The 24,526-nt window shown below is 72.8% G+C and carries 22 protein-coding genes; 13 read left to right on the plus strand and 9 right to left on the minus strand.

The annotated features are described in order from the left end of the window. The first annotated feature begins 20 nt into the window (after window positions 1-20). The 5 genes from AB0L25_RS07285 (at window position 21) to AB0L25_RS07305 (ending at window position 8,622) form a co-directional block, all read left to right on the plus strand. A complete protein-coding gene (locus AB0L25_RS07285; protein ID WP_500169552.1) occupies window positions 21-1,385 on the plus strand; it encodes an ABC transporter substrate-binding protein in 1,365 nt (454 codons plus the stop codon). Between the two features lie 113 nt (window positions 1,386-1,498). Then, window positions 1,499-2,431 carry a carbohydrate ABC transporter permease gene (locus AB0L25_RS07290; RefSeq protein WP_500169554.1) on the plus strand — a complete coding sequence of 311 codons (933 nt, stop codon included), beginning with the start codon at window positions 1,499-1,501 and terminating at the stop codon, window positions 2,429-2,431. A 6-nt stretch (window positions 2,432-2,437) separates the two neighbouring features. Continuing rightward, entirely contained in the window at window positions 2,438-3,316 is an 879-nt protein-coding gene (locus AB0L25_RS07295) for a carbohydrate ABC transporter permease (RefSeq protein WP_500169555.1), read from the plus strand. A 48-nt stretch (window positions 3,317-3,364) separates the two neighbouring features. Further along, window positions 3,365-4,936, plus strand: a complete 1,572-nt coding sequence (locus AB0L25_RS07300) for a glycoside hydrolase family 13 protein (RefSeq protein WP_500169557.1) — start codon at window positions 3,365-3,367, stop codon at window positions 4,934-4,936. Between the two features lie 107 nt (window positions 4,937-5,043). Further along, entirely contained in the window at window positions 5,044-8,622 is a 3,579-nt protein-coding gene (locus AB0L25_RS07305; RefSeq protein ID WP_500169559.1) for a discoidin domain-containing protein, read from the plus strand. A gap of 63 nt (window positions 8,623-8,685) precedes the next feature. On the opposite strand, the gene AB0L25_RS07310 is transcribed toward AB0L25_RS07305, so the two are convergent. Together AB0L25_RS07310 and AB0L25_RS07315 are read right to left on the minus strand one after the other, a co-directional pair. After that, entirely contained in the window at window positions 8,686-8,940 is a 255-nt protein-coding gene (locus AB0L25_RS07310; RefSeq protein ID WP_378296724.1) for a protealysin inhibitor emfourin, read from the minus strand. 3 nt (window positions 8,941-8,943) lie between these two features. Then, on the minus strand, window positions 8,944-9,996 hold the full coding sequence (locus tag AB0L25_RS07315) for a M4 family metallopeptidase (protein WP_500169561.1): 1,053 nt from the start codon (window positions 9,994-9,996) through the stop codon (window positions 8,944-8,946). 183 nt (window positions 9,997-10,179) lie between these two features. On the opposite strand from AB0L25_RS07315, the gene recO reads away from it, so the two are divergent. Further along, a complete protein-coding gene (gene recO / locus AB0L25_RS07320; RefSeq protein ID WP_500169563.1) occupies window positions 10,180-10,968 on the plus strand; it encodes a DNA repair protein RecO in 789 nt (262 codons plus the stop codon). After that, window positions 10,965-11,765 carry an isoprenyl transferase gene (locus tag AB0L25_RS07325; protein WP_500169565.1) on the plus strand — a complete coding sequence of 267 codons (801 nt, stop codon included), beginning with the start codon at window positions 10,965-10,967 and terminating at the stop codon, window positions 11,763-11,765. The genes recO and AB0L25_RS07325 overlap by 4 nt, the downstream gene beginning before the upstream one ends. Before the next feature lie 67 nt (window positions 11,766-11,832). Here AB0L25_RS07325 and AB0L25_RS07330 read toward each other — a convergent pair whose 3' ends face one another. Continuing rightward, a complete protein-coding gene (locus AB0L25_RS07330) occupies window positions 11,833-12,258 on the minus strand; it encodes an OsmC family protein (RefSeq protein WP_026405582.1) in 426 nt (141 codons plus the stop codon). 445 nt (window positions 12,259-12,703) lie between these two features. On the opposite strand from AB0L25_RS07330, the gene AB0L25_RS07335 reads away from it, so the two are divergent. Continuing rightward, entirely contained in the window at window positions 12,704-13,687 is a 984-nt protein-coding gene (locus AB0L25_RS07335; protein WP_500169567.1) for an NHL repeat-containing protein, read from the plus strand. Between the two features lie 67 nt (window positions 13,688-13,754). On the opposite strand, the gene AB0L25_RS07340 is transcribed toward AB0L25_RS07335, so the two are convergent. From AB0L25_RS07340 to AB0L25_RS07360, 5 genes are read right to left on the minus strand one after another with little or no spacing between them, the layout of a single operon-like run. Beyond that, complete coding sequence (locus tag AB0L25_RS07340; RefSeq protein WP_500169569.1) at window positions 13,755-14,135, minus strand: Fur family transcriptional regulator; 381 nt, start codon at window positions 14,133-14,135, stop codon at window positions 13,755-13,757. Next, a complete protein-coding gene (locus tag AB0L25_RS07345; RefSeq protein ID WP_500169571.1) occupies window positions 14,132-15,022 on the minus strand; it encodes a metal ABC transporter permease in 891 nt (296 codons plus the stop codon). Before AB0L25_RS07345 ends, AB0L25_RS07340 begins: the two co-directional genes overlap by 4 nt. Beyond that, entirely contained in the window at window positions 15,019-15,729 is a 711-nt protein-coding gene (locus AB0L25_RS07350; RefSeq protein ID WP_500169573.1) for a metal ABC transporter ATP-binding protein, read from the minus strand. The genes AB0L25_RS07345 and AB0L25_RS07350 overlap by 4 nt, the downstream gene beginning before the upstream one ends. After that, window positions 15,726-16,739, minus strand: a complete 1,014-nt coding sequence (locus tag AB0L25_RS07355; protein WP_500169575.1) for a metal ABC transporter substrate-binding protein — start codon at window positions 16,737-16,739, stop codon at window positions 15,726-15,728. Before AB0L25_RS07355 ends, AB0L25_RS07350 begins: the two co-directional genes overlap by 4 nt. A gap of 32 nt (window positions 16,740-16,771) precedes the next feature. Continuing rightward, complete coding sequence (locus AB0L25_RS07360; protein WP_500169577.1) at window positions 16,772-17,101, minus strand: DUF6703 family protein; 330 nt, start codon at window positions 17,099-17,101, stop codon at window positions 16,772-16,774. Window positions 17,102-17,129: 28 nt separating this feature from the next. On the opposite strand from AB0L25_RS07360, the gene AB0L25_RS07365 reads away from it, so the two are divergent. The 3 genes from AB0L25_RS07365 (at window position 17,130) to AB0L25_RS07375 (ending at window position 20,541) form a co-directional block, all read left to right on the plus strand. Continuing rightward, the gene (locus AB0L25_RS07365; RefSeq protein ID WP_500169578.1) at window positions 17,130-17,414 is read left to right on the plus strand and encodes an antibiotic biosynthesis monooxygenase family protein; all 285 of its coding nucleotides are present in this window, start codon (window positions 17,130-17,132) and stop codon (window positions 17,412-17,414) included. Between the two features lie 154 nt (window positions 17,415-17,568). Continuing rightward, window positions 17,569-18,900: a DUF1906 domain-containing protein gene (locus AB0L25_RS07370; protein WP_500169580.1), complete on the plus strand. Its 1,332-nt coding sequence runs from the start codon at window positions 17,569-17,571 to the stop codon at window positions 18,898-18,900. 273 nt (window positions 18,901-19,173) lie between these two features. Continuing rightward, a complete protein-coding gene (locus AB0L25_RS07375; protein WP_500169599.1) occupies window positions 19,174-20,541 on the plus strand; it encodes a glycine--tRNA ligase in 1,368 nt (455 codons plus the stop codon). Between the two features lie 138 nt (window positions 20,542-20,679). Here the strand turns inward: AB0L25_RS07375 and AB0L25_RS07380 are convergent, their stop codons facing one another. After that, the gene (locus AB0L25_RS07380) at window positions 20,680-21,354 is read right to left on the minus strand and encodes a hypothetical protein (RefSeq protein WP_500169581.1); all 675 of its coding nucleotides are present in this window, start codon (window positions 21,352-21,354) and stop codon (window positions 20,680-20,682) included. 290 nt (window positions 21,355-21,644) lie between these two features. On the opposite strand from AB0L25_RS07380, the gene AB0L25_RS07385 reads away from it, so the two are divergent. Beyond that, the gene (locus AB0L25_RS07385; protein WP_500169582.1) at window positions 21,645-22,139 is read left to right on the plus strand and encodes a hypothetical protein; all 495 of its coding nucleotides are present in this window, start codon (window positions 21,645-21,647) and stop codon (window positions 22,137-22,139) included. Between the two features lie 65 nt (window positions 22,140-22,204). After that, window positions 22,205-24,481, plus strand: a complete 2,277-nt coding sequence (secD, locus tag AB0L25_RS07390; protein WP_500169583.1) for a protein translocase subunit SecD — start codon at window positions 22,205-22,207, stop codon at window positions 24,479-24,481. Window positions 24,482-24,526: the final 45 nt, after the last annotated feature.

The following is a 24,526-nucleotide window of genomic DNA, read 5'->3' on the forward strand; positions in this document are numbered from 1 at the left end:
CGGCCCAGGAGGGAACCCCCATGAGATCCCGGATCCTCGCCGCCCTGCTCGCCGCGGCCGTCACGTCCGTCCTCGCCGGCTGCGGCGGGGACGGCTCGGGCGGTGCGGACACCTCGCCGCTGAGCGCCGACACCGAGGTGACGATCACGGTCGGCTGCATGCCGGCCAAGAGCCAGGCGGCGCAGCGCAAGGAGTGGAACGAGGACGTCGCCGCGTTCCAGAAGCTCCACCCCAACATCAAGGTCGTCGGCAAGGACGCCTTCCCCTGCCTCGACCCGAACACCTTCCAGGCGAAACTGGCGGGCGGGCAGATGGAGGACCTCTTCTACGTCTACTTCACCGACGTCAACGGCATCATCGCCAAGGGCCAGGCCGCCGACATCACGCCGTACCTCGGCCAGGTCGAGAACTACAAGAGCCTCGACCCGGCGGTGCAGCGGGTCTTCAAGGACGGCGACAAGGTGTACGGGCTGCCGCGGCAGAACTACACGATGGGCCTGTTCTACAACCGCGCCCTGTTCGAGAAGGCCGGGCTGGACCCGGACGCGCCGCCGCGGACGTGGCCCGAGGTCCGGGCCGCCGCGAAGAAGATCAGCGACCTCGGGGACGGCGTCGTCGGGTTCGCCGAGCTCAGCTCGCAGAACCAGGGCGGCTGGCACTTCACCACGTCCCTGTACAGCCAGGGCGGCAGCATGGTGACGCCGGACGGCAAGAAGTCGGCGTTCAACGGCCCGCAGGGCAAGGCCGTCCTGCAGACCCTCAAGGACATGCGCTGGACGGACGACTCCATGGGCAGCAAGCAGCTGCTCGTGGCCGCCGACGTGCAGCGCATGATGGCCGCCGGCGAACTCGGCATGTTCCTCGGCGCGCCCGACAACGCGACCGCGCTCGTCGACCAGTTCGGCGGCGACTACAAGGACTACGGGATGGCGCCGATCCCGGGCGGGCAGGGCACGCTGCTGGGCGGGGACGGCTACATGTTCAGCCCCGACGCGACCCCCGAGCAGATCAAGGCCGGGCTGATGTGGCTCGAGTACTACGCGATCACCCCCGGGCAGGGCCAGCTGAACTACGCGCGGGCCGCAGGCAACGAACGTCCGGTCGGGCTGCCGCAGCCGAAGCTGTTCGGCGACGGCGCCGTGGGGCAGAAGGACCGGGAGCTGCGGGCCGCGTCCGCGAACCTGCCGGTCGAGAACTTCAAGGCCTACGAGGACGCCTACGCGTCCGTCCCGGCGAAGCTGGAGCCGCCGCACGCGCAGAAGCTCTACGCGATCCTCGACTCGGTCGTGTCCGCCGTGCTGACCAGGCGTGACGCGAACATCGACGACCTGCTCGCGGACGCGCGGGAGAAGGCCGACGCCGTCCTCGCACGGTCGGCGAGCTGACGCCGGACCCGGGCCCCGGCCCGGACCGCCGTCCCGCCCCGACCCCCGACCGACCCCGACCCGACACCCGAACCGGGGCGCCGGCCCGCCGCCGGCGCCCCCGAGGGGACCCCATGCTCACACTGCGGACGCTGGCGCGCCCGGCCGCGCACGCCCGCCGCCGCCCGGCGACCCGGAGAGGGCGGGTCGTGCGGCGCAACCTGACGGCCTACGGATTCCTGTGCGGGGCGCTGATCTGCTTCGCGTTCTTCTCCTGGTACCCGATCCTGCGGGAGATCCTGCTCAGCTTCCAGCAGACGAACTTCGTCGGCGACACCCGCTGGGTGGGGCTGGAGAACTTCCGCACGGTCATCGCCGACCCCGTGTTCTGGGACGCGTGGAAGAACACCGCGATCTTCACGCTGCTGGCGCTGGTGATCGGCTACGCCGTCCCGTTCACGATCGCGATCGTCCTGAACGAGCTGCGGCACGCGCGCGGCTACCTGCGCTTCGTCGTGTACCTGCCGGTGATGCTGCCGCCCGCCGTGGTGGTGCTGCTGTTCAAGTGGTTCTACGACCCCGGGCCCGGTCTGTTCAACCAGGTCCTGGGCCTGGTGAACCTCCCGGGGCTGCAATGGCTCGACTCGACGGACACGGCGCTGGTGTCGCTCGTGCTGGTGTCGACGTGGATGAACCTCGGCAGCGGCACCCTCATCTACCTGGCGGCGCTGCAGACGATCCCCGGCGAGCTGTACGAGGCGGCCGAGCTGGACGGCGCCGGCCTCTTCCGGCGCCTCCGGCACATCACGATCCCGCAGACCAGGCTCATTCTGCTCGTGATGCTGCTCCTGCAGGTCATCGCGACGATGCAGGTGTTCATCGAGCCTTACCTGCTGACCGGCGGCGGCCCCGAGGACGCGACCGTGACCGTCGTCTACCTGATGTACCAGTACGCCTTCAACTTCACGAACTTCGGCGGCGGCGGCGCGCTCGGGCTGATGCTCATGGTCGTGCTGATGGTGTTCTCCGCCGTCTACCTGCGCGTTTCGCGTGACGACCCGAGGTAGGCACCCATGACGCAGACCCGCACGCTCGTGTCGCCGCACACGCTCGGCACCCGGCGCGGCAAGGCCGTCTACTGGACGGTCCTGACCACCGTCGTCGTGACGTTCACGCTCGTGTTCGTCTTCCCGCTGTACTGGATGGTCACGGGCGCGATGAAGTCACCGGACCAGCTCGCCGAGGTGCCGCCGAGCCTCTGGCCGTCCGACATCGACCTCGGCGCCTACCGGGAGGCGTGGCGGCAGCTCGACCTCGGTCTCTACATGCGCAACACGTTCGTGTACGCGTTCGGCGCGTGGCTGTTCACCCTCGCCGTGGACGTCTCCGCCGCGTACGCGCTGTCGAAGCTGCGCCCGCTGTTCGGCCGCGCCGTCCTCGGCATGATGCTGGCGACGCTGATGATCCCGCCGATGGTGATCCTGCTGCCCGCCTACCTCACCGTGAAGGACCTGCCGCTCTTCGGCGCCAACCTGCTGAACACCCCGTGGGCCATCTGGCTGCCGGCCGCCGCCAACGCGTTCAACATCTTCCTGCTCAAACGGTTCTTCGACTCGATCCCGACCGAGCTGATCGACGCCGCCGAGGTGGACGGCGCGTCGTCCTTCCGCATCCTGTGGTCGGTCGTCCTGCCGGTGTCGCGCCCGATCCTCGGCGTCGTGTCGATCTTCACGATCGTCAACGTCTGGCGCGACTTCGTCTGGCCGCTGCTCGTCCTGCCCGACGGCGAGAAGAAGACGATCAGCGTGGCGATCTCGTCGCTGGCCGTGCAGGTGCCGCAGAACGTCCTGATCGGCTCGCTGGTGATCGCCAGCCTGCCCACGATCGTCGTCTTCTTCATCTTCCAGCGCCAGATCATGGCCGGCCTCACGGCGGGCGGCCTGAAGGGCTGACCGGACTCTCCCGCTCCCTGTGTTCAACGATTCCTAAGGAGTTCTCGCATGCCCGAAGCATGGTGGCGCGACGCGGTGATCTACCAGGTGTACCCGCGCAGCTTCGCCGACGGGAACGGCGACGGCGTCGGCGACCTCGCCGGCCTGCGCGACCGGCTGCCCTACCTCGCCGGTCTCGGCGTCGACGCCCTGTGGCTGAACCCGTGGTACCCGTCGCCGATGGCGGACGGCGGCTACGACGTGGCCGACTACCGGGACGTCGCCCCGGAGTTCGGGACGCTCGCCGAGGCGGAGGCGTTCATCGCCGAGGCGCACGCGGCCGGCCTGCGGATCATCCTCGACGTGGTGCCGAACCACGCGTCCGACCAGACCGCCTGGTTCCGGGAGGCGCTCGCCGCCGGCCCCGGCTCGCCCGAACGCGAACGCTTCTGGTTCCGTCCGGGCCGGGGCCCCGGCGGCGCCGAGCCCCCGAACGACTGGCGGTCGATCTTCGGCGGGCCCGCCTGGACGCGCGTCCCGGACGGCGAGTGGTACCTGCACCTGTTCGCCCCCGAGCAGCCCGACTTCAACTGGAACAGCCCCGACGTCGTCCGCGAGTTCCACGACGTGCTGCGGTTCTGGTACGACCGCGGCGTCGACGGCATCCGCATCGACTCCGCGGCGCTGCTGGTCAAGGACCCCGACGCCGAGCCGGACGGCCGCGACCCGTACACCGACCGCGACGGCGTCCACGACGTCTACCGGGGCTGGCGGGCGATCACCGACGGGTACCCGGGCCGGATGCTGGTCGGCGAGGTGTGGCTGCCCGACCAGGAGCGGTTCGCCCGCTACCTGCGCCCCGACGAGATGCACACCGCGTTCAACTTCGACTTCCTGAACTGCGCGTGGGACCCGCACGCCCTCCGCAAGGTGATCGAGACGACGCTCGCGACGCACGGCCCGCTCGGCGCCCCGCCGACCTGGGTGCTGGCGAACCACGACGTCGTCCGGCCCGTCACCCGGTACGGCCGCGCCGACACGTCGTTCGACCTGCAGGACCGCCGGCTCGGCGCCCCCACCGACCGCGCCCTCGGCGTCCGCCGCGCCCGCGCCGCGGCGCTGCTCGCGCTGGCCCTGCCCGGCTCCGCCTACGTCTACCAGGGGGAGGAGCTGGGCCTGCCCGAGGTCGAGGACCTGCCGGACGACCTGCGGCAGGACCCGATCTGGCACCGTTCCGGTCGCACCGACCCCGGCCGGGACGGCTGCCGCGTGCCGCTCCCGTGGTCCGGGGACGCCCCGCCGTTCGGCTTCGGCGGCGACCCGTGGCTGCCGCAGCCGCCCGACTGGAAGGCGCTCACCGCCGAGGCGCAGGACGCCGACCCCGGCTCGATGCTCGCGCTGTACCGGTCGGCCCTCGCGCTGCGCCGCGACCATCTGCGCCCCGGCGGCGCGGGCGACGGCGCGCTCCGCTGGCTGCCCGCGCCCGAGGACGTCCTGGCGTTCACCCGCGAGACCGGCGTGACGTGCGTCGTCAACCTCGGCGAGGGCCCCTTCCCGCTGCCGGACGGGGAGGTGCTCCTGGCCAGCGGGCCCCTCGCGGGTCGCGACCTGCCGCCCGACACGGCCGTCTGGCTCCGCTGACCCGAACCCGCGGACGCGGACCCGCGTCCACCCCCGAGTTCTGCCGCTCCTCCCAGGCAGGTGTCCCACCCCCACCCCCACTACACCGACAGGGAGCAGAACCAGCGATGAGACAGAAGGCACTCCGCGTCCTGCTGGCCGCGGCGCTGGCCGTCACCGGGCTGTTCGGCCCGGTGGCGGCCCCCGCCGCGGCGGCGGAAACGAACCTGGCGGCGGGCAAGACCGCGTCCGCCGCCTCCGCGAACGGCCGGTACGCCGCCGCGAACGTCAACGACGGCGACCGGGCCACCTACTGGGAGAGCGCGAACCGCGCCTTCCCGCAATGGATCCAGATCGACCTCGGCGCGACGGTCGACACGAACAAGGTCGTCCTCAAGCTCCCGACCGCCGGTTGGGAACGGCGCACGCAGACCCTCGCCGTCCAGGCGAGCACGGACGGGACGCGCTTCACCGACGTCGTCGCGTCCGGCGCGCGCGTGTTCGACCCGGCGTCCGGCAACACCGTCACCCTCGGCTACGACGACGCCCCGACCCGGTTCCTGCGCGTCCACATCACCGGCAACACCGGCTGGCCCGCCGGGCAGCTCTCGGAACTGGAGGTGTACGGGCCCGGCACCGGCGACACGGCCCCGCCGACCGCCCCGTCCGGGCTCGCCTTCACCGAACCCGAACCGGGGAAGATCGAGCTGACGTGGAACGCCGCGTCCGACGCGGTCGGCGTCACCGGCTACGACCTCTACGCCGGCGGCGAGCGGTTCGCGAGCGTCGCCGGGGACGTCCTGGCCTACACCGACGAGCGCCCCGCCACGGCCACCGTCTCCTACCACGTGCGGGCCAGGGACGCCGCCGGGAACGTGTCGCCCCCGAGCAACGTCGTCACCCGGCAGGGCGAGGGCGGCGGGACGAACCTCGCCGAGGGCAGGCCGATCAGCGCGTCGTCGCACGTCCACACCTACGTCGCGGCCAACGCCAACGACGGCGACGCCGCGACGTACTGGGAATCGGGCTCCGGCGCCTACCCCGCCGCGCTGACCGTGAACCTCGGACCGTCCGCCGACCTCACCTTCGTCGTCGTCGAGCTGAACCCGGACGCGGCGTGGGCGCGGCGCACCCAGACGATCGAGGTGCTCGGCCGCACCGGCCCCGGCGACGCATTCACCACCCTCAAGGAATCCGCCGACTACACCTTCGACCCGGCCACCGGCAACAGCGTGACCATCCCGGTCGTCGCGCGCGCCGCCGACGTGCGGCTGGTGTTCACCGCGAACTCGGGCGCGCCCGGCGGGCAGGCCGCCGAGCTGCGGGTGCTCGGCACCCCCGCGCCGACGCCGAACCTGACCGTCACCGACGTCTCCTGGACGCCCGCCGAACCGGTCGAGACCGACGAGATCACGCTGCGGGCGACCGTCGCCAACACCGGGACGGGCCCGGCCGCCGCGAGCACCCTCGGCTTCCTCGTCGACGCCGAGCGGGCGGCGTCCGCCGAGGTCGGCGCGCTCGCGGCGGGCGAGTCCGCGACCGTGACGGCGTCCATCGGGGCGCGCGCGGCCGGCACCCACAGCGTCGCCGCCGAGGCCGACGCGGGCGACGACAACATCGAGCTGAACGAGACCGACAACGCCCGCGACGCGGACACCGCCCTGACCGTCGGGCAGGTGCCGAGCTCCGACCTGGTGGCGCGGGCCGTCACCTGGAGCCCCGGCGCCCCGCGGGCGGGCGACGACGTCGCGTTCTCGGTCACGCTGCACAACGCGGGCACCCGGCCGGCCGCGGGCGGCTCCCACGGGATCACCCTCGAGATCCGCGACGGCGACGAGACCGTGCGGACGCTGACCGGCGCGCACACCGGCCCGCTCGCCCCCGGCGCGTCCACCGCGCCGATCGACCTCGGCACCTGGACGGCCGCCGACGGCCGGTACACGATCCGGACGACCGTCGAGGCCGACGCGAACGAGGTCCCGGTCAAGCGCGAGAACAACACCGCCGAACGCGAACTGTTCGTCGGCCGCGGCGCGGACCTGCCGTTCGACACCCACGAGGCGGAGGACGGCGCGCTCGGCGGGGGAGCGGCGGTCGTCGGCCCCGACCGGGAGATCGGCGACCTCGCGGGCGAGGCGTCCGGGCGCCGCGCCGTCACGCTGAACACCACCGGCAGCAGCGTCGAGTTCACCACCGACGCGCCCACCAACACCCTCGTCACCCGCTACTCCATCCCGGACGCGCCGGGCGGCGGCGGCATCGACGCGACCCTCAACGTGTACGTCGACGGCCGCTTCCTCAAGGCCGTCGACCTGACCTCCAGATACACGTGGGTGTACGGGCCCGAGGCGAGCCCGGTCGACTCGCCGAGCGCGGGACCGCCCCGGCACATCTACGACGAGGCGGGAATCCTGCTCGGGACGACCGTCCCCGCCGGTAGCAAGATCCGGCTGCAGAAGGACGCGGCCAACACCGCCGCCTACGCCATCGACTTCATCGACACCGAACTGGCGACGCCCACCGCGAACCCCGACCCCGCGAAGTACATCGAGCCCGCCGGGTTCGCGCACCAGGACGTCCAGAACGCCCTCGACCGGGCCCGCCAGGACCCGGACCTCACCGGCGTCTACCTGCCGCCGGGCGACTACGACACCACGAGCAAGTTCCAGGTCTACGGCAAGGCGGTCGAGGTCGTCGGCGCCGGGCCGTGGTTCACCCGGTTCCGCACGCCCCGCGACCGGCAGAACACCGACGCCGGGTTCCGCGCGGACGCCACCGCGAACGGCTCCACGTTCGCCGGATTCGGCTTCTTCGGGAACTACACCCAGCGCATCGACGGCCCCGGCAAGGTCTTCGACTTCTCGAACGTCGCGGACATGACCGTCGACAACGTGTGGGCGGAACACGTCGTGTGCCTGCTCTGGGGCACGAACGTCGACGACTCCACGATCAAGAACTCGCGCATCCGCAACACGTGGGCGGACGCGCTCAACCTCACCAACGGCAGCAGCGGTAACCACGTCGTCGACAACGAGGCGCGGACGACCGGCGACGACAGTTTCGCGTTGTTCCCGGCGGTCGACAACAACAACGAGCAGCAGACCGGCAACGTCTACGAGGACCTGACCTCGCGGCTGACGTGGCGGGCCGCGGGCCTCGCCGTCTACGGCGGCGGCGGGAACACCTTCCGCAACATCCACATCGCCGACACCCTCACCTACCCGGGCGTCACCGTCGCGACCCTGCGGTTCGGGGGCATCCCCGCGCTCGGGTTCGAGGCGGACGCGCCGACGACGTTCGAGAACATCTCGCTCGTCCGGACCGGCGGCCACTTCTGGGGCGCGCAGACGTTCCCCGCGTTGTGGCTGTACTCGGGCGAATACCCCTTCGAGGGCATCCGGATCAGCGACGTCGACATCGTCGACCCGACCTACTCCGGGATCATGTTCCAGACCAAGTACGCCGGCGGCCGGCCCCTCAACCCGATCACCGACACCGTCCTGACGGACGTCACCATCACCGGCGCGCGCAAGAGCGGTGACGCGTTCGACGCCAAGTCGGGCTTCGGCGTCTGGGTCAACGAGATGCCCGAACCGGGGCAGGGCCCCGCCGTCGGCTCGGCGACCTTCAACAACCTCGTGCTCCGCGACAACCACACGGACATCAAGAACACGACGTCCACGTTCACGATCGGCCGGAATTCCTGACCGGGACGGGGACCGCGGGTGTTGGGAGGCCCCGCGGTCCCCGGACCTCCGGCCGCCTCGCGGTCAGCGCGCCCGGCCGAGGACGTGGTGGACGAGCTCGCGCAGCGGGCCGCTCAGCTGCGCCTCGCCCACGGTCGTCCGCCGGCCGTCGATGTCGATCTCGTACAGGAACTGGTCGGGGATCCGCCCGGGCGGCGGCACCGAGTCGAGGTCGACGCGCCGGACGAGCCCGGCCAGCACCGGGTCACTCGCGCTGTCGGACTCGGCCCGCCGCTCGATCCCGGCGAACCCCCCGCTGCGGACGACTGTCACCTTCACCGTTCACCTCAACGCCTCCGCGGCCGCCGCTTCGATGGACACGCCCACCCCCGTCCATCCGCGCCGGACCGCCTCCGTCTCCGCCGCGTCCGCGCCGAAGCGGCGGGCGGCGGCGCGGACCGTCTCGGCGGCGAAACCGGCGAAGTCGACGTCCACCGCCAGCGCACCGCCGGTGAGGACGTCATACCAGACGCGGCCCGCCTTGTCCCAGGCGTTGCCGCCGATCGCGACGGCCGTCAGGTGGAACGCGCGGTTCGGGATGCCGGAGTTGATGTGGACGCCGCCGTTGTCGCGGTACGTGTCGACGTAGTCGTCCATGTGGCCGGGCTGCGGGTCCTTGCCGAGCCGCGGGTCGTCGTAGGCGGTCCCGGGCTCCTTCATCGAGCGCAGCGCGACCCCCTGGACGCCCTCGGCCAGCAGGCCCACGCCGATCAGCCAGTCGGCCTGGTCGGCGGTCTGCCCGAGATGCCACTGCTTGACCAGCGACCCGAACACGTCCGACACCGACTCGTTCAGCGCGCCCGCCTGGCCGTAGTACTCCAGGTTCGCGGTGTGCTGGGTGATGCCGTGGACGAGTTCGTGGCCGGTGACGTCGAGCGGCCCGGTGAAGTCGGTGAACACCACGCCGTCGCCGTCCCCGTACACCATCTGCTCGCCGTTCCAGAAGGCGTTGGCGTACCCGTCGCCGTAGTGGACGGTCGAGACCAGCGGCAGCCCGGCGCCGTCGATGGAGTCGCGCCGGTAGACCTCCTCGAAGAAGTCGAAGGTGGCGCCGAGCCAGTCGTAGGAGCGGTCGACGGTCGCGTCCCCGGTCGCCGCGTCGCCCTCCTTCCGGACGGCCCGGCCGGGCAGCGTCTCGCGGCCCTCCGCGTCGTGGATCGTCCGCTTCGGGACGAAGTCCTCCTCGGGAGAGCGGGCGGGCCCGGGCACCAGCCGCTCGACGTACTGGGCTGAGGTGAGGGCCATGGTGCGGCGGGCGCGGGCGCTCACGACCGGGTCGTCGGCGTCGCGGGCGAGGCGTTCCAGCATGTGCGGCGGCACGATGTGGCATCTCATGCCGCCACGCTGACAGGTTCCCGCCCGTCCGGCCATGGATTTCGGCGCGTGGCGGCGGCCGAATCCGGTCACGGTACGTGATTGTCACCCTGCGCAGCGACACGATCGGGGGGACTTGTGGAGATCCTGGGGAGATGCCCGTCCGGCAACGGAGCACACGGCCGGGTGCGCCAGAATGAACGGGTGACCCTCTACCGCGACGAAGGCGTCGTCCTGCGCACCCAGAAGCTGGGCGAGGCCGACCGCATCGTGACGGTGCTGACCCGGCGGTCCGGCCGGATCCGCGCCGCCGCGAAGGGCGTCCGCAAGACCAAGTCCCGGTTCGGCGCCAGGCTGGAGCCGTTCACCCACGTGGACCTCCAGCTGTACGAGCGGCGGTCGCTCGACCTCATCACGCAGGCCGAGACGCTGCGCCCCTACGGCGAGCGCCTCGTCTCCGACTACTCCCGCTACACGGCGGGCACCGCGATGCTGGAGACCGCCGAGAAGCTCACCGCGGAAGAGGGCGAGCCCGCGCTCCGCCAGTTCCTCCTCCTGGTCGGCGGGCTGCGCACGCTCGCCGACCGCAGCCACGACGCCCGCCTGGTCCTGGACGCCTACCTGCTGCGGTCCCTGTCGGTCGCCGGGTGGGCGCCCGCGCTGGACGAGTGCTGCCGGTGCGGCGCCCGCGGCGGGCTGCGCGGCTTCGCGATCGCCGCGGGCGGCGCCGTCTGCGCGAACTGCCGCCGTCCGGGCGCCGCCACCCCGGCGCCGCCCACGTTCCGGCTCATGCTGGCGCTGCTGCGCGGCGACTGGGAGTACGCGGACGCCAGCGAGCCGCGCCACCGCGTGGAGACCAGCGGCCTCGTCGCCGCCTACCTGCAGTGGCATCTCGAGCACGGGATCCGCTCGCTGCGGCACGTGGAGCGCGACGGCTTCGACGAGACCGCCGGCGACCCGGCCGGCGGAGACGACATCAGGGAGAGAGTGTGAGCAGGGCTGTTCTGCCGCCGGAGCCGCACCGGGACGGGGCGAGGCCGCCCGCGATCCCGGCGGATCTGGTGCCGCGGCACGTCGCCATCGTGATGGACGGCAACGGCCGCTGGGCCAAGGAGCGCGGGCTCCCGCGCACCGAGGGGCACAAGCGCGGCGAGGACTCGCTCTTCGACGTCATCATGGGCGCGATCGAGCTGGGCGTCCCGTACCTGTCGGCGTACGCGTTCTCCACCGAGAACTGGAAGCGCTCCCCGGACGAGGTGAAGTTCCTGATGGGCTTCAACCGGGACGTGATCCGCCGCCGCCGCGACCAGCTCCACTCGATGGGCGTCCGCGTCCGCTGGGCGGGCCGCCGCCCCCGCCTCTGGCGCAGCGTCATCAAGGAGCTGGAGACCGCCGAGGAGATGACGCGCGACAACGACGTCCTCACCCTGCAGTTCTGCGTGAACTACGGCGGCCGCGCCGAGATCGTGGACGCCGCCGCGGCGATCGCCCGCGACGTCCGCGACGGCCGCCTCAACCCCGACAAGCTCGACGAGAAGGTGTTCGCCCGCTACCTGGACGAGCCGTCGATCCCGGACGTCGACCTGTTCCTGCGCTCGTCCGGCGAGCAGCGCACGTCCAACTTCCTGCTGTGGCAGTCGGCGTACGCGGAGATGGTGTTCCTCGACACCCTGTGGCCCGACTTCGACCGCCGCCACCTGTGGCACGCGTGCGAGCTCTACGCGTCCCGCGACCGCCGCTACGGCGGCGCCGTCCCCAACCCGGTGGAACCCGCCGCCAGCGGCACCTGAGGCCCGACGGTCGCACGTAGTGGGCCCGCACGCGGGTGCGTGCGGGCCCGGTCGCCGGTGCGGCGCCCTACACCAGGGCCGCGTCCAGCGTGATCTTCGTGCCCGCGAGGGCCTTGCTGACCGGGCAGCCGGCCTTGGCGTCCTGCGCGGCCTTCTCGAAGTCGCCCGCCGACAGCCCCGGCACGCTGGCCCGGACGGTCAGGTGGATCCCCGTGATGCCCTCGCCCGGCTGGAACGTGACCTCGGCCTTCGTGTCGACCTTCTCCGGCGGCGTCCCGGCCCCGGCGAGGGCGTGCGAGAGGGCCATGGAGTAGCAGGTGGAGTGCGCCGCGGCGATGAGCTCCTCCGGGCTGGTCTTCCCGCCCGGCTCCTCGGCGCGCGACGGCCACGTCACGTCGAACGTGCCCGTCTTGGAGGAGTCCAGCGAGACCGTGCCCTGGCCGCCCATCAGCGGCCCTTCCCAATGCGCGTTGGCGGTGCGAGTCGTAGCCATGCGGGCATTCTTCCGCGATCGTGAAGCGGACGTCACATCGGGGCCCGGGCGCGGCGGCTCAGCAGTCCCGCGCGGCGTCGGCCCGCATCCCCGCGGGGGTGCCGGTGACGTCGCGTTCGCCGGTCTCCGGGGCGGCCGCCTGGACGAGCACGGTGCCGGGCCGGATCCGGGTCAGGCTCTCCGCCGTGACGTGGGAGACGCCGAGCGTGTACTCGTCGCCGTCGTCCCCGGCGGTCAGGAACCAGGGCGCCGCCCGCGGCGACCGTGGCGAGTGCCGCGAGCGTCGCTCGTGCGACTGCCATGCCCGTGTTGACGGCGTCCGGCCCCGGGTGTTCGCGGCCGGAGACGGCCGGGCGTCGGCTTTAGGTCGTCTTTCGGGGGTGGTTGATCAACTTGGCGGGTCGATGGCCTTCGAGTAGGCCGTTCCATCCCGGAAAGGGAGCAGATGAGAAGACTCGCCTGTGCCGTGCTGACCATGGTGCTGCTGGCGCTGATCCCCACACCCGCGAGGGCGGACGCGAGCGCGGGCGGCCTGCCCGACGCCCACGTCGTCCCCGGGGACCGCGCGTTCCCGACGGGCATGACGTACGACCGCCGCACCGGCCACTTCTACGTCGGCAGCGCCGAGGACGGCACCATCTACCGGGGGCACGTGACGCGGCGCGACCTGGAGGTCTGGTCGCCCGACGGGACGGACGGCCGCAGCGTCACCTCCGGCATGGCCCTGGACGGCGCCGGGCGCCTCTACGTGGGCGGCGCCGACACCGCCACCCTGCGCGTGTACGACGTGCGCACGCGGCGGCTGCTCGCCACGCTGCACGGGACGGGCGGCGGGTTCGTCAACGAGATCGCCGTCGCGGGAGACGGCACCGTCTACGCCACCGACTCGTTCCGGCCGGTCGTCTACCGGATCACGCAGCGGGACGGCGACTGGCGGATCGAGAACTGGCTGGACGTGGCCGCGACGCCGGTCGACTGGGTCGACGGGCGGCACAATCTCAACGGCATCATCGCCGTCGGCGGCCACCTGCTCACCGTCAACAGCGCCACGGGATCGCTGTGGCGGATCGACCCGCGCGACGGCGAGACCGTCGAGGTCGACCTGGGCGGGCACCGGCTGCACAACGGCGACGGGCTCGCGTGGCGCGACGGCCGGCTGTTCGTCGTCCAGGGCAACCTGAACCAGGTTCCCGGCCTGGTGCCGCAGGTCGCGGTGGTCGCGATGCCGTCCGATCTCGACCGCGGCCGGTACGTCGCCCGGTACGTGCCGCCGGGAGGGTTCCGCCACCCGAGCAGCATCGTGCTCACCCCGACGCGCGTCATGGTCGTCAACAGCCAGTACGACCGGTGGCTGGCGGGTCTCCCGCCGGTGACCCCGTTCACCGTCTCCAGCCTGAGGCTCGGCGCCGCCGAACCGGTCGGCGGCTGATGGACGCCGTCCGGCGGTCACGACCGGGCGGGCCCGGAGTGATCGCCGGGCGGTTCCGGGCGGCGGGTCAGGAGGAGGCGCAGTCGGCGCAGGTGCCGAAGACCTCGACGGTGTGGGTGATGTTCGTGAAGCCGTGCTCGGCGCCGATCGTGTCGGCCCAGCGCTCCACGGCGGGGCCCTCCACCTCGACCGTCCTGCCGCAGACCCGGCAGACGAGGTGGTGGTGGTGCTCCTCGGTCCGGCAGGCGCGGTAGACGGCCTCGCCCTCGTCGGTGCGGAGCACGTCGACCTCGCCCGAGTCGCTGAGCGCCTGCAGCGCCCGGTAGACCGTCGTCAGGCCGATCTTGGAGCCGTCGGCGCGCAGGTCGGCGTAGATGTCCTGGGCGCTGCGGAATCCCTCGCAGCCGGCCAGCGCCTGCCGCACCGCGTCCCGGCGGGCCGTCGTCATCCTCTGAGCACCTCCGCCTCGGCTTCCCTGCCGGGACCGGCCCGGTCCGGGATCACCTCCCGGGCCTCGCCCGTCCGAGCACGTCTGCGTCGAACCACGGTCCCCCCGGCGACCGCGACCGCGAACACCGCCAGGGCGAGCAGCACGATCGAGGGGCCCGGGGGCAGATCGTACTCGAAAGAACCCGCCAGCCCCGTCACGGCCGACAGTACCCCGACGCCCATCGCCAGCAGCATCGTCCCCTTGAACCCGCGGGTGACCTGCTGCGCGGCCGCGACCGGCACGATCATCAGCGCGCTGACCAGCAGCAGGCCGATCGCGCGCATGGCGATCACGACGGTCGCCGCGGCCGTCACCGCGATGAGGATGCTGAGGAACCGGACGGGCAGGCCCGCGGCCCGCGCCACCTCCTCGTCCTGGCACAGCAGGAACAGCTCCCGGCCGAACACGGCGATGACGCCGAGGACGACGACGGCGAGGCCCGCGACCACGTACAGGTCGGAGGGCGTCACGCTGGTGATCGAGCCGAACAGGTAGGACTGCAGGCTCGCGCCGCCGCCCTCCCGGTTCGTCAGGATCACGCCGCCCGCGAGCCCGCCGTAGAAGATCAGCGCGAGGGCGACGTCGCCGCCGCTGCGGCTGCGCGCCCGCAGCACCTCGATCGCGATCGCGCCGAGCACCGACACGGCCAGCGCGGCGAGCACCGGGGAGGTGCCCGTCAGCAGGCCGAGCCCGATGCCGGTCAGCGCGATGTGGCCGACGCCGTCGCCGAGCAGCGACAGCCGCCGCTGCACCAGGAACGTGCCCACGGCCGGGGCGGTCAGCCCGATCAGCACCGCCATCACGAGGGCGACGCGCATGAAGTCGTACTGCAGCATCTCGATCACGCGGACCTCCGCAGCGGCTCGGTGTCGCGGACGACGCGGCCGTGCGCCAGCTCGACCGTCCGGGTGACGAGCGGCGCCATCGGGCCCAGCTCGTGCGCGACCAGGACGACCGTGCGGCCGGCCCCGGTCAGCGTGCCGAGCGTCGCGGCGAGCGCCTCCTGGCTGCCCGCGTCGACGCCCGCGGTCGGTTCGTCCAGCACGAAGGCGTCCGGTTCCCCGGCGAGCGCGCGGGCGATCAGCACGCGCTGCTGCTGGCCGCCGGACAGCAGGTGCGCGGTGTCGCGGGCCCGGTCGGCGAGCCCGACCGCGGCGAGGGCGTCGTCCACGGCGGCGCGGTCGGCGGCCGACGCGGGACGCCACCGGGAGCGCCGGGCGACGCGGCCGGACGCCACGACCTCGCGGACGGTCGCGGGGACGCCGCCGCCCATCGGCAGCCGCTGCGGCACGTACCCGATCCGCTTCCAGTCGCGGAACCGCGCGGGCGTGTCCCCGTAGATCTCGGTGCGGCCGGCCGCCAGCGGCACCAGCCCCAGCAGCGCCTTGACCAGCGTCGACTTGCCGGCGCCGTTCGGCCCGAGGATCGCGACGACGTCGCCGGCGCCGACCCGCAGGTCGACGCCGGCCAGCACCTCGCGGCCGTCCCGCCGGACGTGCCCGCCGGTCATGGCGAACGGCGGTGCGAACGGTGCGGCGTCGTCTCGTGTCATGAGCATCCCAGGGCGGGTCGCAGGGTCTCCAGGTTCCTGTTCATGATCGTCAGGTAGTCGTCCGACGATCCCTCCTCGACGCCCTCGACCGGGTCGAGCACGGCGGTCTTCACGCCGGCCTCCCGGGCGAGCGTCTCGGCGACCTTCGGGCTGACGAGCGTCTCGGTGAAGACGGTCGTCGCGCCGGTCTCCTTGACGTGCCGGGTCAGCTCGGCCAGCCGGGCGGGGGAGGGCTCGTTGGACGGGTCGACGCCGGCGATCGAGATCTGCGTGAGCCCGTACCGGTTCGTCATGTAGCCGAACGCCGCGTGCGCGGTGACGATTCCCTTGCGCTCGCAGGAGGCGAGGCCGTCCTTGAACTTCGCGTCGAGGTCGGTGAGCTGCTTCGCGACCGCCTGCGCGCGGCTCTTGTACTGGGCGGCGTTCTCGGCGTCGACCTTCGCGAGCCGGTCGCCGAGCGCGGTGGCGATGGCGGCCATGCGGCTCGGGTCGAGCCAGATGTGCGGGTCGTACCCGGCGTCGCCGTGGTCGTGGCCCTCGTGGCCTTCCTCGTGCCCCTCTTCGTGGGCGTGCTCGTGGCCGTGCTCGCCCTCGTGGCCGTGCTCGTGGGCGTGCTCCTCCTCCTCGGCGGGCGGGGGGAGCGTCTTCACCACGCTCGCGGCGTCGAGCGCCGACTTCTGCGCGTGCTCGGTCACGGCGTCGTCCACGGCCGGCTGCATGCCCTTCACGTAGAGGGCGAGGTCGGCCTGCTGGACGTTCGCGACCTGCTTGGCGGTCAGCTCCAGGTCGTGGGGCTCGGCTCCCGGCGCGGTGAGGGTGCGCACGTGGACGTCGTCGCCGCCGACCTCGCCGGCCAGCCACGCCATCGGGTAGAAGGACGCGACCACTTCGGTGGTACCGGCCGGCGCGTCGGTGCCCGCGTCGCCGCAGGCGGTGAGGCCGGCCGCGAGCCCGGTCAGGGCGAGCGCGGCCGCGGGGAGGTTTCGCAGGGTTTTGCGGGATCTGAGCACGTCATCAGTATGCTCAAACCTGAAAATGATTGTCAAAACCGACCTATGATACGCGCCACGCCGAACCCGGCGAGAACGGTCACCGCGACCACCCGCAGCAGCCGTCCCGACGCGTCCAGCGCGGGCCAGTTCAGGTAGGCGAACCAGGCGAGGAACAGCGCCAGCACGAACAGGCCCGCCGCAGCGGCCCAGCCCGTCCCCGCCATGCCGAGCACCAGCAGCGCGAACACCGCGGCCAGGAGCGTCCAGCGCGGCAGCCGGTGCAGCAACACCACCGGCGCGGCGCTCCGCCGCTCCACCGCCGCCCGCAGGCCCGTCGATCCCGTCGCGCGCTCGCCCGGCATCCCGCCTCCCCTCTCCATCCGCCCAACGTACTGCCAGGATGGGCGGATGATCGCGATTACCCGGTACCGGGTGCCCGGCGAGGACGCCGACGGATTCGCCGCCCGCATGAGCGCGGTGCTCACCGCCCTGTCCGCCAGTCCCGGCTTCCGCACCGGCCGGCTCGCCCGCACCGTGGACGACCCCGACCTGTGGGCCCTCGTCACCGAATGGGACGGGGCAGGATTTTACCGGCGGGCCCTCGGTGCGCCCGCCGTCCGGATGGAGTTCATCCCGCTGGCCGCGTACGCCGTGGACGAGCCGGGCGCCTACGAGATCGTCACCACCGTCTAGCCCGTCCGCGACACGCGCGGGCGCGTCCCAAAACCGGGCAACCGGCGGGCAAGATCCTTCCGGGCGCCGTTTCGCCCCCGCGTCCAAGGTCATCTTTGCCGCGTCACGATCACGTCGCGGGCCGCCCGGCCCGGCGGTCCTCGGGGGAGACGCGATGCGCCATGTCGTCCTGCTCAGCGCACTGTCCGGGGCGGTGGTCCTCGCGCCCGTCGGCGCGGTCCTGTGGGAGGCCCCCGCGCGCCCGGCGGCCGAGGCGCCCGCCGCGCTGACCGCCGCGATCGGCGGAGCGGACGCGGGGGAGGCGGGGCGCGTCGTCCGCTACCGGGGGCTGCGCATCCCGGTGCCGGACGGGTGGGAGGTGCACCGGCTCGACCGCGACCCCACCCGCTGCGTCCGCTACGACCGGCGGGCCGTCTACCTCGGACGGCCGGGGGAGCGGCCCGACTGCCCCGCCCGCGTCGTGGGCCGCACCTCGGCCGTCCACATCGCGCCGCTCGGCGACGGCCGGTCGTCCCGGACGGCCGTGCGCGCCGACCGGCTCGCCGCGTACACCGTCGAACCGTCCGTCGACCGCGAGGCCCGGCTCGCGCTGCCCGAGGCGGGCGTGGCGATCACCGGCGTGTACGGGGACGACCCGGCGGCCCTCCAGCGCGTGCTGCGCGGCGTCCGGCTCAGCCCGTCGTGGCCAGGGGAGGACGCCCCGCCGGCCGAGCGCCGCGCCGACCCCGCGCCGCCCGTGCCGCCGGCGTCCGGGAGCGACGGCTCCGCGGCCGTGCCGCAGGCCCCGGACGCGGCGCCGCGGCGGCCCTGGACGCGCGGGCGCGGGTTCGACACGTGCACCGCGCCGTCCCTCGACACGATGGCGCGCTGGCGGGACGCCTTCGAGGTCACCAACATCTACATCGGGGGCGCGGCGCGCGGCTGCGCCCAGCCGAACCTCACCGAGGCGTGGGTGCGGGAGGTCCGCGACATGGGCTACCGGATCACCCCGACCTACGTGGGGCTGCAGGCGCCGTGCGGCCCCCGCCCGCAGCGCTTCACCAAGCGCAACGCCGTGGAGCAGGGCCGCGAGAACGCCGTGGACGCCGCCCGCAAGGCGCGCGACCTCGGGATCCCGCCGGGCGAGCCGATCTACCTCGACATGGAGGCGTACGACGGCTCCAAGAAGGGGTGCCGCAAGGCCGTGCTCGACTTCATCGACGCCTGGGTGGGCGAGCTGGAGGCGCAGGGCTACCGGCCGTGCATGTACAGCAGCGCGGCGTCCGGCGTCCGCGACGTGGCGCGCGCGTCCGGGATCAACAAGCCCGACGGCATCTGGTTCGCCAACTGGGACGGGCGCGCCGACGTGTACGGCGACCGGTACTTCCCGGACGACCTGTGGTCGCCGCACCGCCGCATCAAGCAGTACCGCGGCCCGCACAAGGAGCGGCACGGCGGCGTCACGCTCAACATCGACAGCAACGTCGTCGACGGCTACGTCTACTGACCGGGCGCGCCCGCCGCGCCCGCCGTCCGGACGCGCGCCCGAAATCCGGTCGCGGATCTGCGGCGGCGTGTGCGAGCCTCGCGGCAGGGAACCCGCTCCGGTGCCCTAAGCTGGGGAATGCTCTGAGGCGCCGGGGAGGACCGCGCTTCGGACGCACATCACCGGGGATCACACTCGCCGCCGTCCGCCGTTGCCGCGGACCGGGGGCGCACTCACTGTCCCGCCGACCGCCAGCCGGATGGAGAAGGATTCATGGCACGCCGTTCCGACGTGATGGAGACGATCGTCAATCTCGCCAAACGGCGGGGTTTGGTCTACCCGTCGAGTGAAATCTACGGCGGGCTCCGCGCCTCCTGGGACTACGGCCCCCTCGGCGTCGAACTGAAGAACAACGTCAAGCGCCAGTGGTGGAAGTCCATGGTGCAGGGCCGCGACGACATCGTCGGCCTCGACTCGTCGGTGATCCTCGCGCGCGAGGTCTGGGAGGCCAGCGGCCACGTGCAGGCGTTCGTGGACCCGCTGACCGAGTGCCAGTCCTGCCACAAGCGCTTCCGGGCCGACCACCTCGAGGAGGCCTACGAGGAGAAGCACGGCCGCCCGCCCGCGAACGGCCTGGCCGACCTGTCCTGCCCGAACTGCGGCGTGAAGGGCTCCTTCACCGAGCCGCGGATGTTCAACGGCCTGCTCAAGACCTACCTCGGCCCCGTCGAGGACGAGTCCGGCCTGGCCTACCTGCGGCCGGAGACCGCGCAGGGCATCTTCATCAACTACAAGAACGTGGAGCAGTCCGCGCGGCGCAAGGTGCCGTTCGGCATCGGCCAGATCGGCAAGTCGTTCCGCAACGAGATCACGCCCGGCAACTTCATCTTCCGGACCCGCGAGTTCGAGCAGATGGAGATGGAGTTCTTCGTCAAGCCCGGCACCGACGAGGAGTGGCACCAGTACTGGATCGACGAGCGGTTCCAGTGGTACGTCGACCTCGGCATCCGCAAGGAGAACCTGCGGCTGTTCGAGCACCCGGCCGAGAAGCTGTCGCACTACTCCAAGCGGACCGTGGACGTCGAGTACCGGTTCAACTTCGTCGGCGGTGAGTGGGGCGAGCTCGAGGGCGTCGCGAACCGCACCGACTACGACCTGTCGACGCACTCCAAGGCGTCCGGCGCCGACCTGTCGTTCTTCGACCAGGAGTCCGGCGAGCGGTACACCCCGTACGTCATCGAGCCCGCGGCCGGCGTCGACCGCTGCACGCTGACGTTCATGATGGACGCCTACGCCGAGGACGAGGCCCCGAACGCCAAGGGCAAGATGGAGAAGCGCACGGTGATGCGCCTCGACCGCCGGCTCGCCCCGGTCAAGGTCGCGGTGCTGCCGCTGTCGCGCAACGCCGACCTGTCGCCGAAGGCCCGCGACCTCGCGGCGCAGCTCCGCAAGAGCTGGAACGTCGACTTCGACGACGCGGGCGCCATCGGCCGCCGCTACCGCCGGCAGGACGAGATCGGCACCCCGTTCTGCGTCACGGTCGACTTCGACACGCTCGAGGACGACGCCGTGACCGTGCGGGAGCGCGACACGATGAGCCAGGAGCGCATCGCGATCTCGCAGGTCGAGTCGTTCCTCGCGGCGCAGCTCGTCGGCTGCTGACCGCGGGACGTCCGCACGCGGCGTCCGCGCGCGAGGTTCGGGAACGATGAGGACGGGCCGCCCCCGGGGGGATGGGGGCGGCCCGCCGTCATGGGAGTCGCGGTTCGGTGGGGGAGCGGGGTCGGCCGGTGACGTGCGTCAGCCGGTGACGTAGAGCGGCTGGTCGTAGGTGCCGGAGCCGGGCGTCGACTCGCCGAGCAGCTCGTAGGTGGCGGTGACGGTGGCCCTGGACGGGCAGAGGAAGCTGCCGCCCTGCTTGGAGACGGTCGCGCCGTTCACGCCGACCTGGGCCTGCCCGTTGCCCGTGTCGGGCCGGTTCGGGTTGTCGCCGTTGAAGCCGTCGGCGGTCAGGGTGCCGCCGAAGACGCAGGTGATGCCGCCGAACAGGTCGACGACCGCCTGGACCCGGAAGTTGGCGATCGTGACGCTCGCGTCGCGGCCGCGGGTGCCGTTCGGGTCGTGGGCGACGGCGCCGCCCGTCCACGGCAGGTTCTGCGCGGTGATGGTGGACGACGTGGTCCCGGAGCACGGGCCGCCGTTCGCGCCGCTGAAGCTCGCCGCGTCGATGGCGAGGCCGGTGCCGTCGGAGTTCACCGACCCGGTCATCGTCGACTCCTCGCAGGAGCCGCTGCCGATCGACGTGGAGACCGTCGCGACGCCGAGCAGGGACGCCTGGACGTTGCCCGCGTAGGGAGCGGCGGTCGACGAGCCCGCGCGGATCGTGGTGGTCGCCGCGGCGGCGGGGGCGACGCCCGCGGCGAGGACGGCCACCGCGGCCGTCCCGATGACTGCAGCTTGCCTGATTCGTGCCACCGGATACTCCTTTGTCCGGTTCGGGGTGGGCATCGTGAAAGTAATTCGCTTTCCGAGGCCCGGCAATACCGGCCGGTAAGTACAGTGCCGACCGGTTCCGGACACGCGGCCGTCCGCGCAGGTCGGGCGGTCCTGGCCGGAATGGGAAGGCCGATGTGGCGGCGGACGCCCTTGACAGGAAAGTTCGTCGGTTGGTCAAACCCTCGGCGAACGCGGAGCGTCCGGCCGCCGGTGTGGGCTAGGTTTGCCACAGCATCGCGGCGAGCCGAGGATCAACGACGGGAGGGACCATGCAGCGCCCTCCCACCGCACCCGGCCGGACGGCCCTGCGGGCGCGGGCCTCGCGGTACGCCGGGCGGCGCGCCGCGGCCCCCGCGGGACTCCTCGCCCGGATGCTCGTCGTCGCGCTCGGCCTGCTCGGCCTCGTCGGCGGGCAGGGCCCGCACACCGCCGCGTCCGGCGGCTCCGGCGCGGCCGCGTCCGTCTCCGGGGCCGGACTGCGCACCGGCGCGGTCCAGGGCGTCCCGTCGCGCGGACGGCCCGCGCCCGCGGGCCTCGCCGACCGCGGCAACGCCCGGCACGCCGAGGCCGCCGCGGCGGCGCTGGCGCGGCAGACCGACGCGCTCGCCGCCCCGCTCTGGCAGGCCGCGCCGCCGCCGCCCGACGTCGACGTCCGGCCGCCGCACGCACCGGCCGTCCGTCCGGCGGCCGCCCCCGACCGCCCGGCGGCGGCGCCGCACCCCGCCCCGCGCGGCCGCGCCCCGCCCGCCTCCGCACGGATCTGACGACCCGTTCGCGGCGCCGCGCCCCCCCGCGGCGCCGAAGTCCCCGTGTGGAGAGGTTTTCCCTTTTGAGTCGCGCCACCCTGGTGCGGGCGGTACTGGCGTTCGCCGTGCTCGCCGCATCGCTGTACTTCGCGCTGAACGAACCCGCCCGGCTCGGGCTCGACCTGCGCGGCGGCACGCAGATCGTCCTCGAGGCGCAGGACACCCCGCAGGTCGAGGCGAACCGGGAGTCGACCGACCGGGCCCGCGAGGTCCTCCTGCGCCGGATCAACGCCCTCGGCGTCGCCGAGTCGTCGATCACCCGGTCCGGCGACCGGCGGCTGATCGTCGAGCTGCCCGACGTGCAGGACCCGTCCCGCGCCGCCGAGGTGATCGGCCGCACCGCCCAGCTCACCGTGCACCCCGTCCTGCCGCCCACCACCGGCGAGCCGCAGCAGGGGCAGCAGCGGATCAATGACGAGAGCGGCCAGCCGATCCTCATCGGCCCGGCGAAGCTCACCGGCGACCAGATCGGCGGCGCCGAGGCCGTCTACGACCCACAGAACCTCAGCGGCTGGGCCGTCACCATCGACTTCCGCGGCAACGGCGACGATATTTGGCAGCAGATGACCGCCGAGGCCGCCTGCAAGACCGGCGACGAGCGGCGCGCCGCGATCGTCCTGGACGGACGGGTGATCTCCTCGCCCGGGGTCGTGCAGAGCGTCCCCTGCGGCGTCGGCATCAGCGGCGGCTCCACCCAGATCACCGGCGACTTCACCCCCGACGAGGCCAAGGACCTCGCGGCGCTGATCCAGGGCGGCTCGCTGCCCGTGCCCGTCAAGATCATCGAGCAGCGGGTGGTCGGCCCGACGCTGGGCGAGGAGGCCATCGACGCCAGCGCCCGCGCGGCGATCATCGGCATCGCGCTGACCGCCCTGTTCATCACGGCCGTCTACCGCCTCGCCGGCTTCCTGTCGATCATCGCGCTGTGCACGTACGCGCTGATCTCCTACGCCGCGCTCGTCGCCATCGGCGCGACCCTCACCCTTCCCGGCCTCGCCGGGTTCGTCCTCGCCATCGGCATGGCGATCGACGCGAACGTCTTGGCCTTCGAACGGGCCAGAGAGGAACGCGGCATCGCGCCCGGACGGCATCCGCGGCTGGCGCTGGACACCGGCTTCAACAAGGCGTGGTCGGCGATCGCCGACTCGCAGGTCACGACCCTGCTCGCCGCCGCCCTGCTGTTCTTCCTCGCGTCCGGCCCGGTCAAGGGCTTCGGCGTCACCCTCACCATCGGCGTCATCGCCTCGCTGATCTCGGCGATGCTGATCAGCCGCGTGCTGCTCGACGCCGCCGCCAGCTGGATGCCGCGCGTCATGAAGTCGCGGGTCGGCGGCCTCAGCGGCCCCGGACGCATCCGCACCTGGCTGGAGAACAACGGGCCCGACCTGATGAGGCGGCGCCGGCTGTGGCTCGCGATCTCCGGGCTCGCGATCGTCCTCGCCGTCACCGGCATCGCCACCCGCGGCCTGAACTTCGGCGTCGAGTTCACCGGCGGCCGCATCGTCGAGTACTCCACGGCCCGGACGGTCGACATCGACGTCGCCCGCTCCGCCGTCTCCGACGCCGGGTTCCCCCGCGCGATCGTCCAGACCTCGGGCGAGAAGGACATTTCCGTCCGCACCAGCGACCTGTCCAACCAGGAGGTCGAGGACATCCGGAAGGCGCTCGCGGCGGAGGGCGGCGGCGCCACCAAGCAGCGCGACGAGCTGATCGGGCCGAGCCTCGGCGACGAGCTGCGGCAGAAGGCGCTGATCGCGCTCGGCGTCGCGCTGCTCGCCCAGCTCGCCTACCTGACCATCCGGTTCCGCTGGACGTTCGGCGCGGGCGCCGTCCTCGCGATGTTCCACGACGTGCTGATCGTCGTCGGCGTCTTCGCGTGGCTCGGCAAACCCATCGACGGCGTCTTCCTCGCCGCCCTGCTCACCGTCATCGGCTACTCGGTCAACGACTCGGTCGTCGTGTTCGACCGGGTGCGCGAACTGTGGGGCGCCAACCCGAAGAAGCCGTTCGCCGAGGTCGCGAACATGGGCGTCCTGCAGACGATCCCGCGGACGATCAACACCGGTATGGGCGCCCTGTTCATCCTCGCGGCCCTCGCCGTCCTCGGCGGCGACTCGCTCACCGACTTCGCGATCGCGTTGCTGATCGGCATCGTCGTCGGCACGTACTCCAGCGTGTTCACCGGGACGCCGCTCGCGATCGTGTTCGAGCGGTACGCCAAGTCGCCGCCGCCGCACGAGAAGAAGAAGTCCCGCCCGTCCCGTCCCCGCTCGGCGGACGACTCGGGCGCCGTCGTGTGACCGCCCGCGCCGCCGGTGCCCGCGCGGGCCCCGGCGGCGCGGGCC

The organism is Spirillospora sp. NPDC052242, assembly GCF_040679555.1.
Lineage (GTDB): Bacteria > Actinomycetota > Actinomycetes > Streptosporangiales > Streptosporangiaceae > Spirillospora.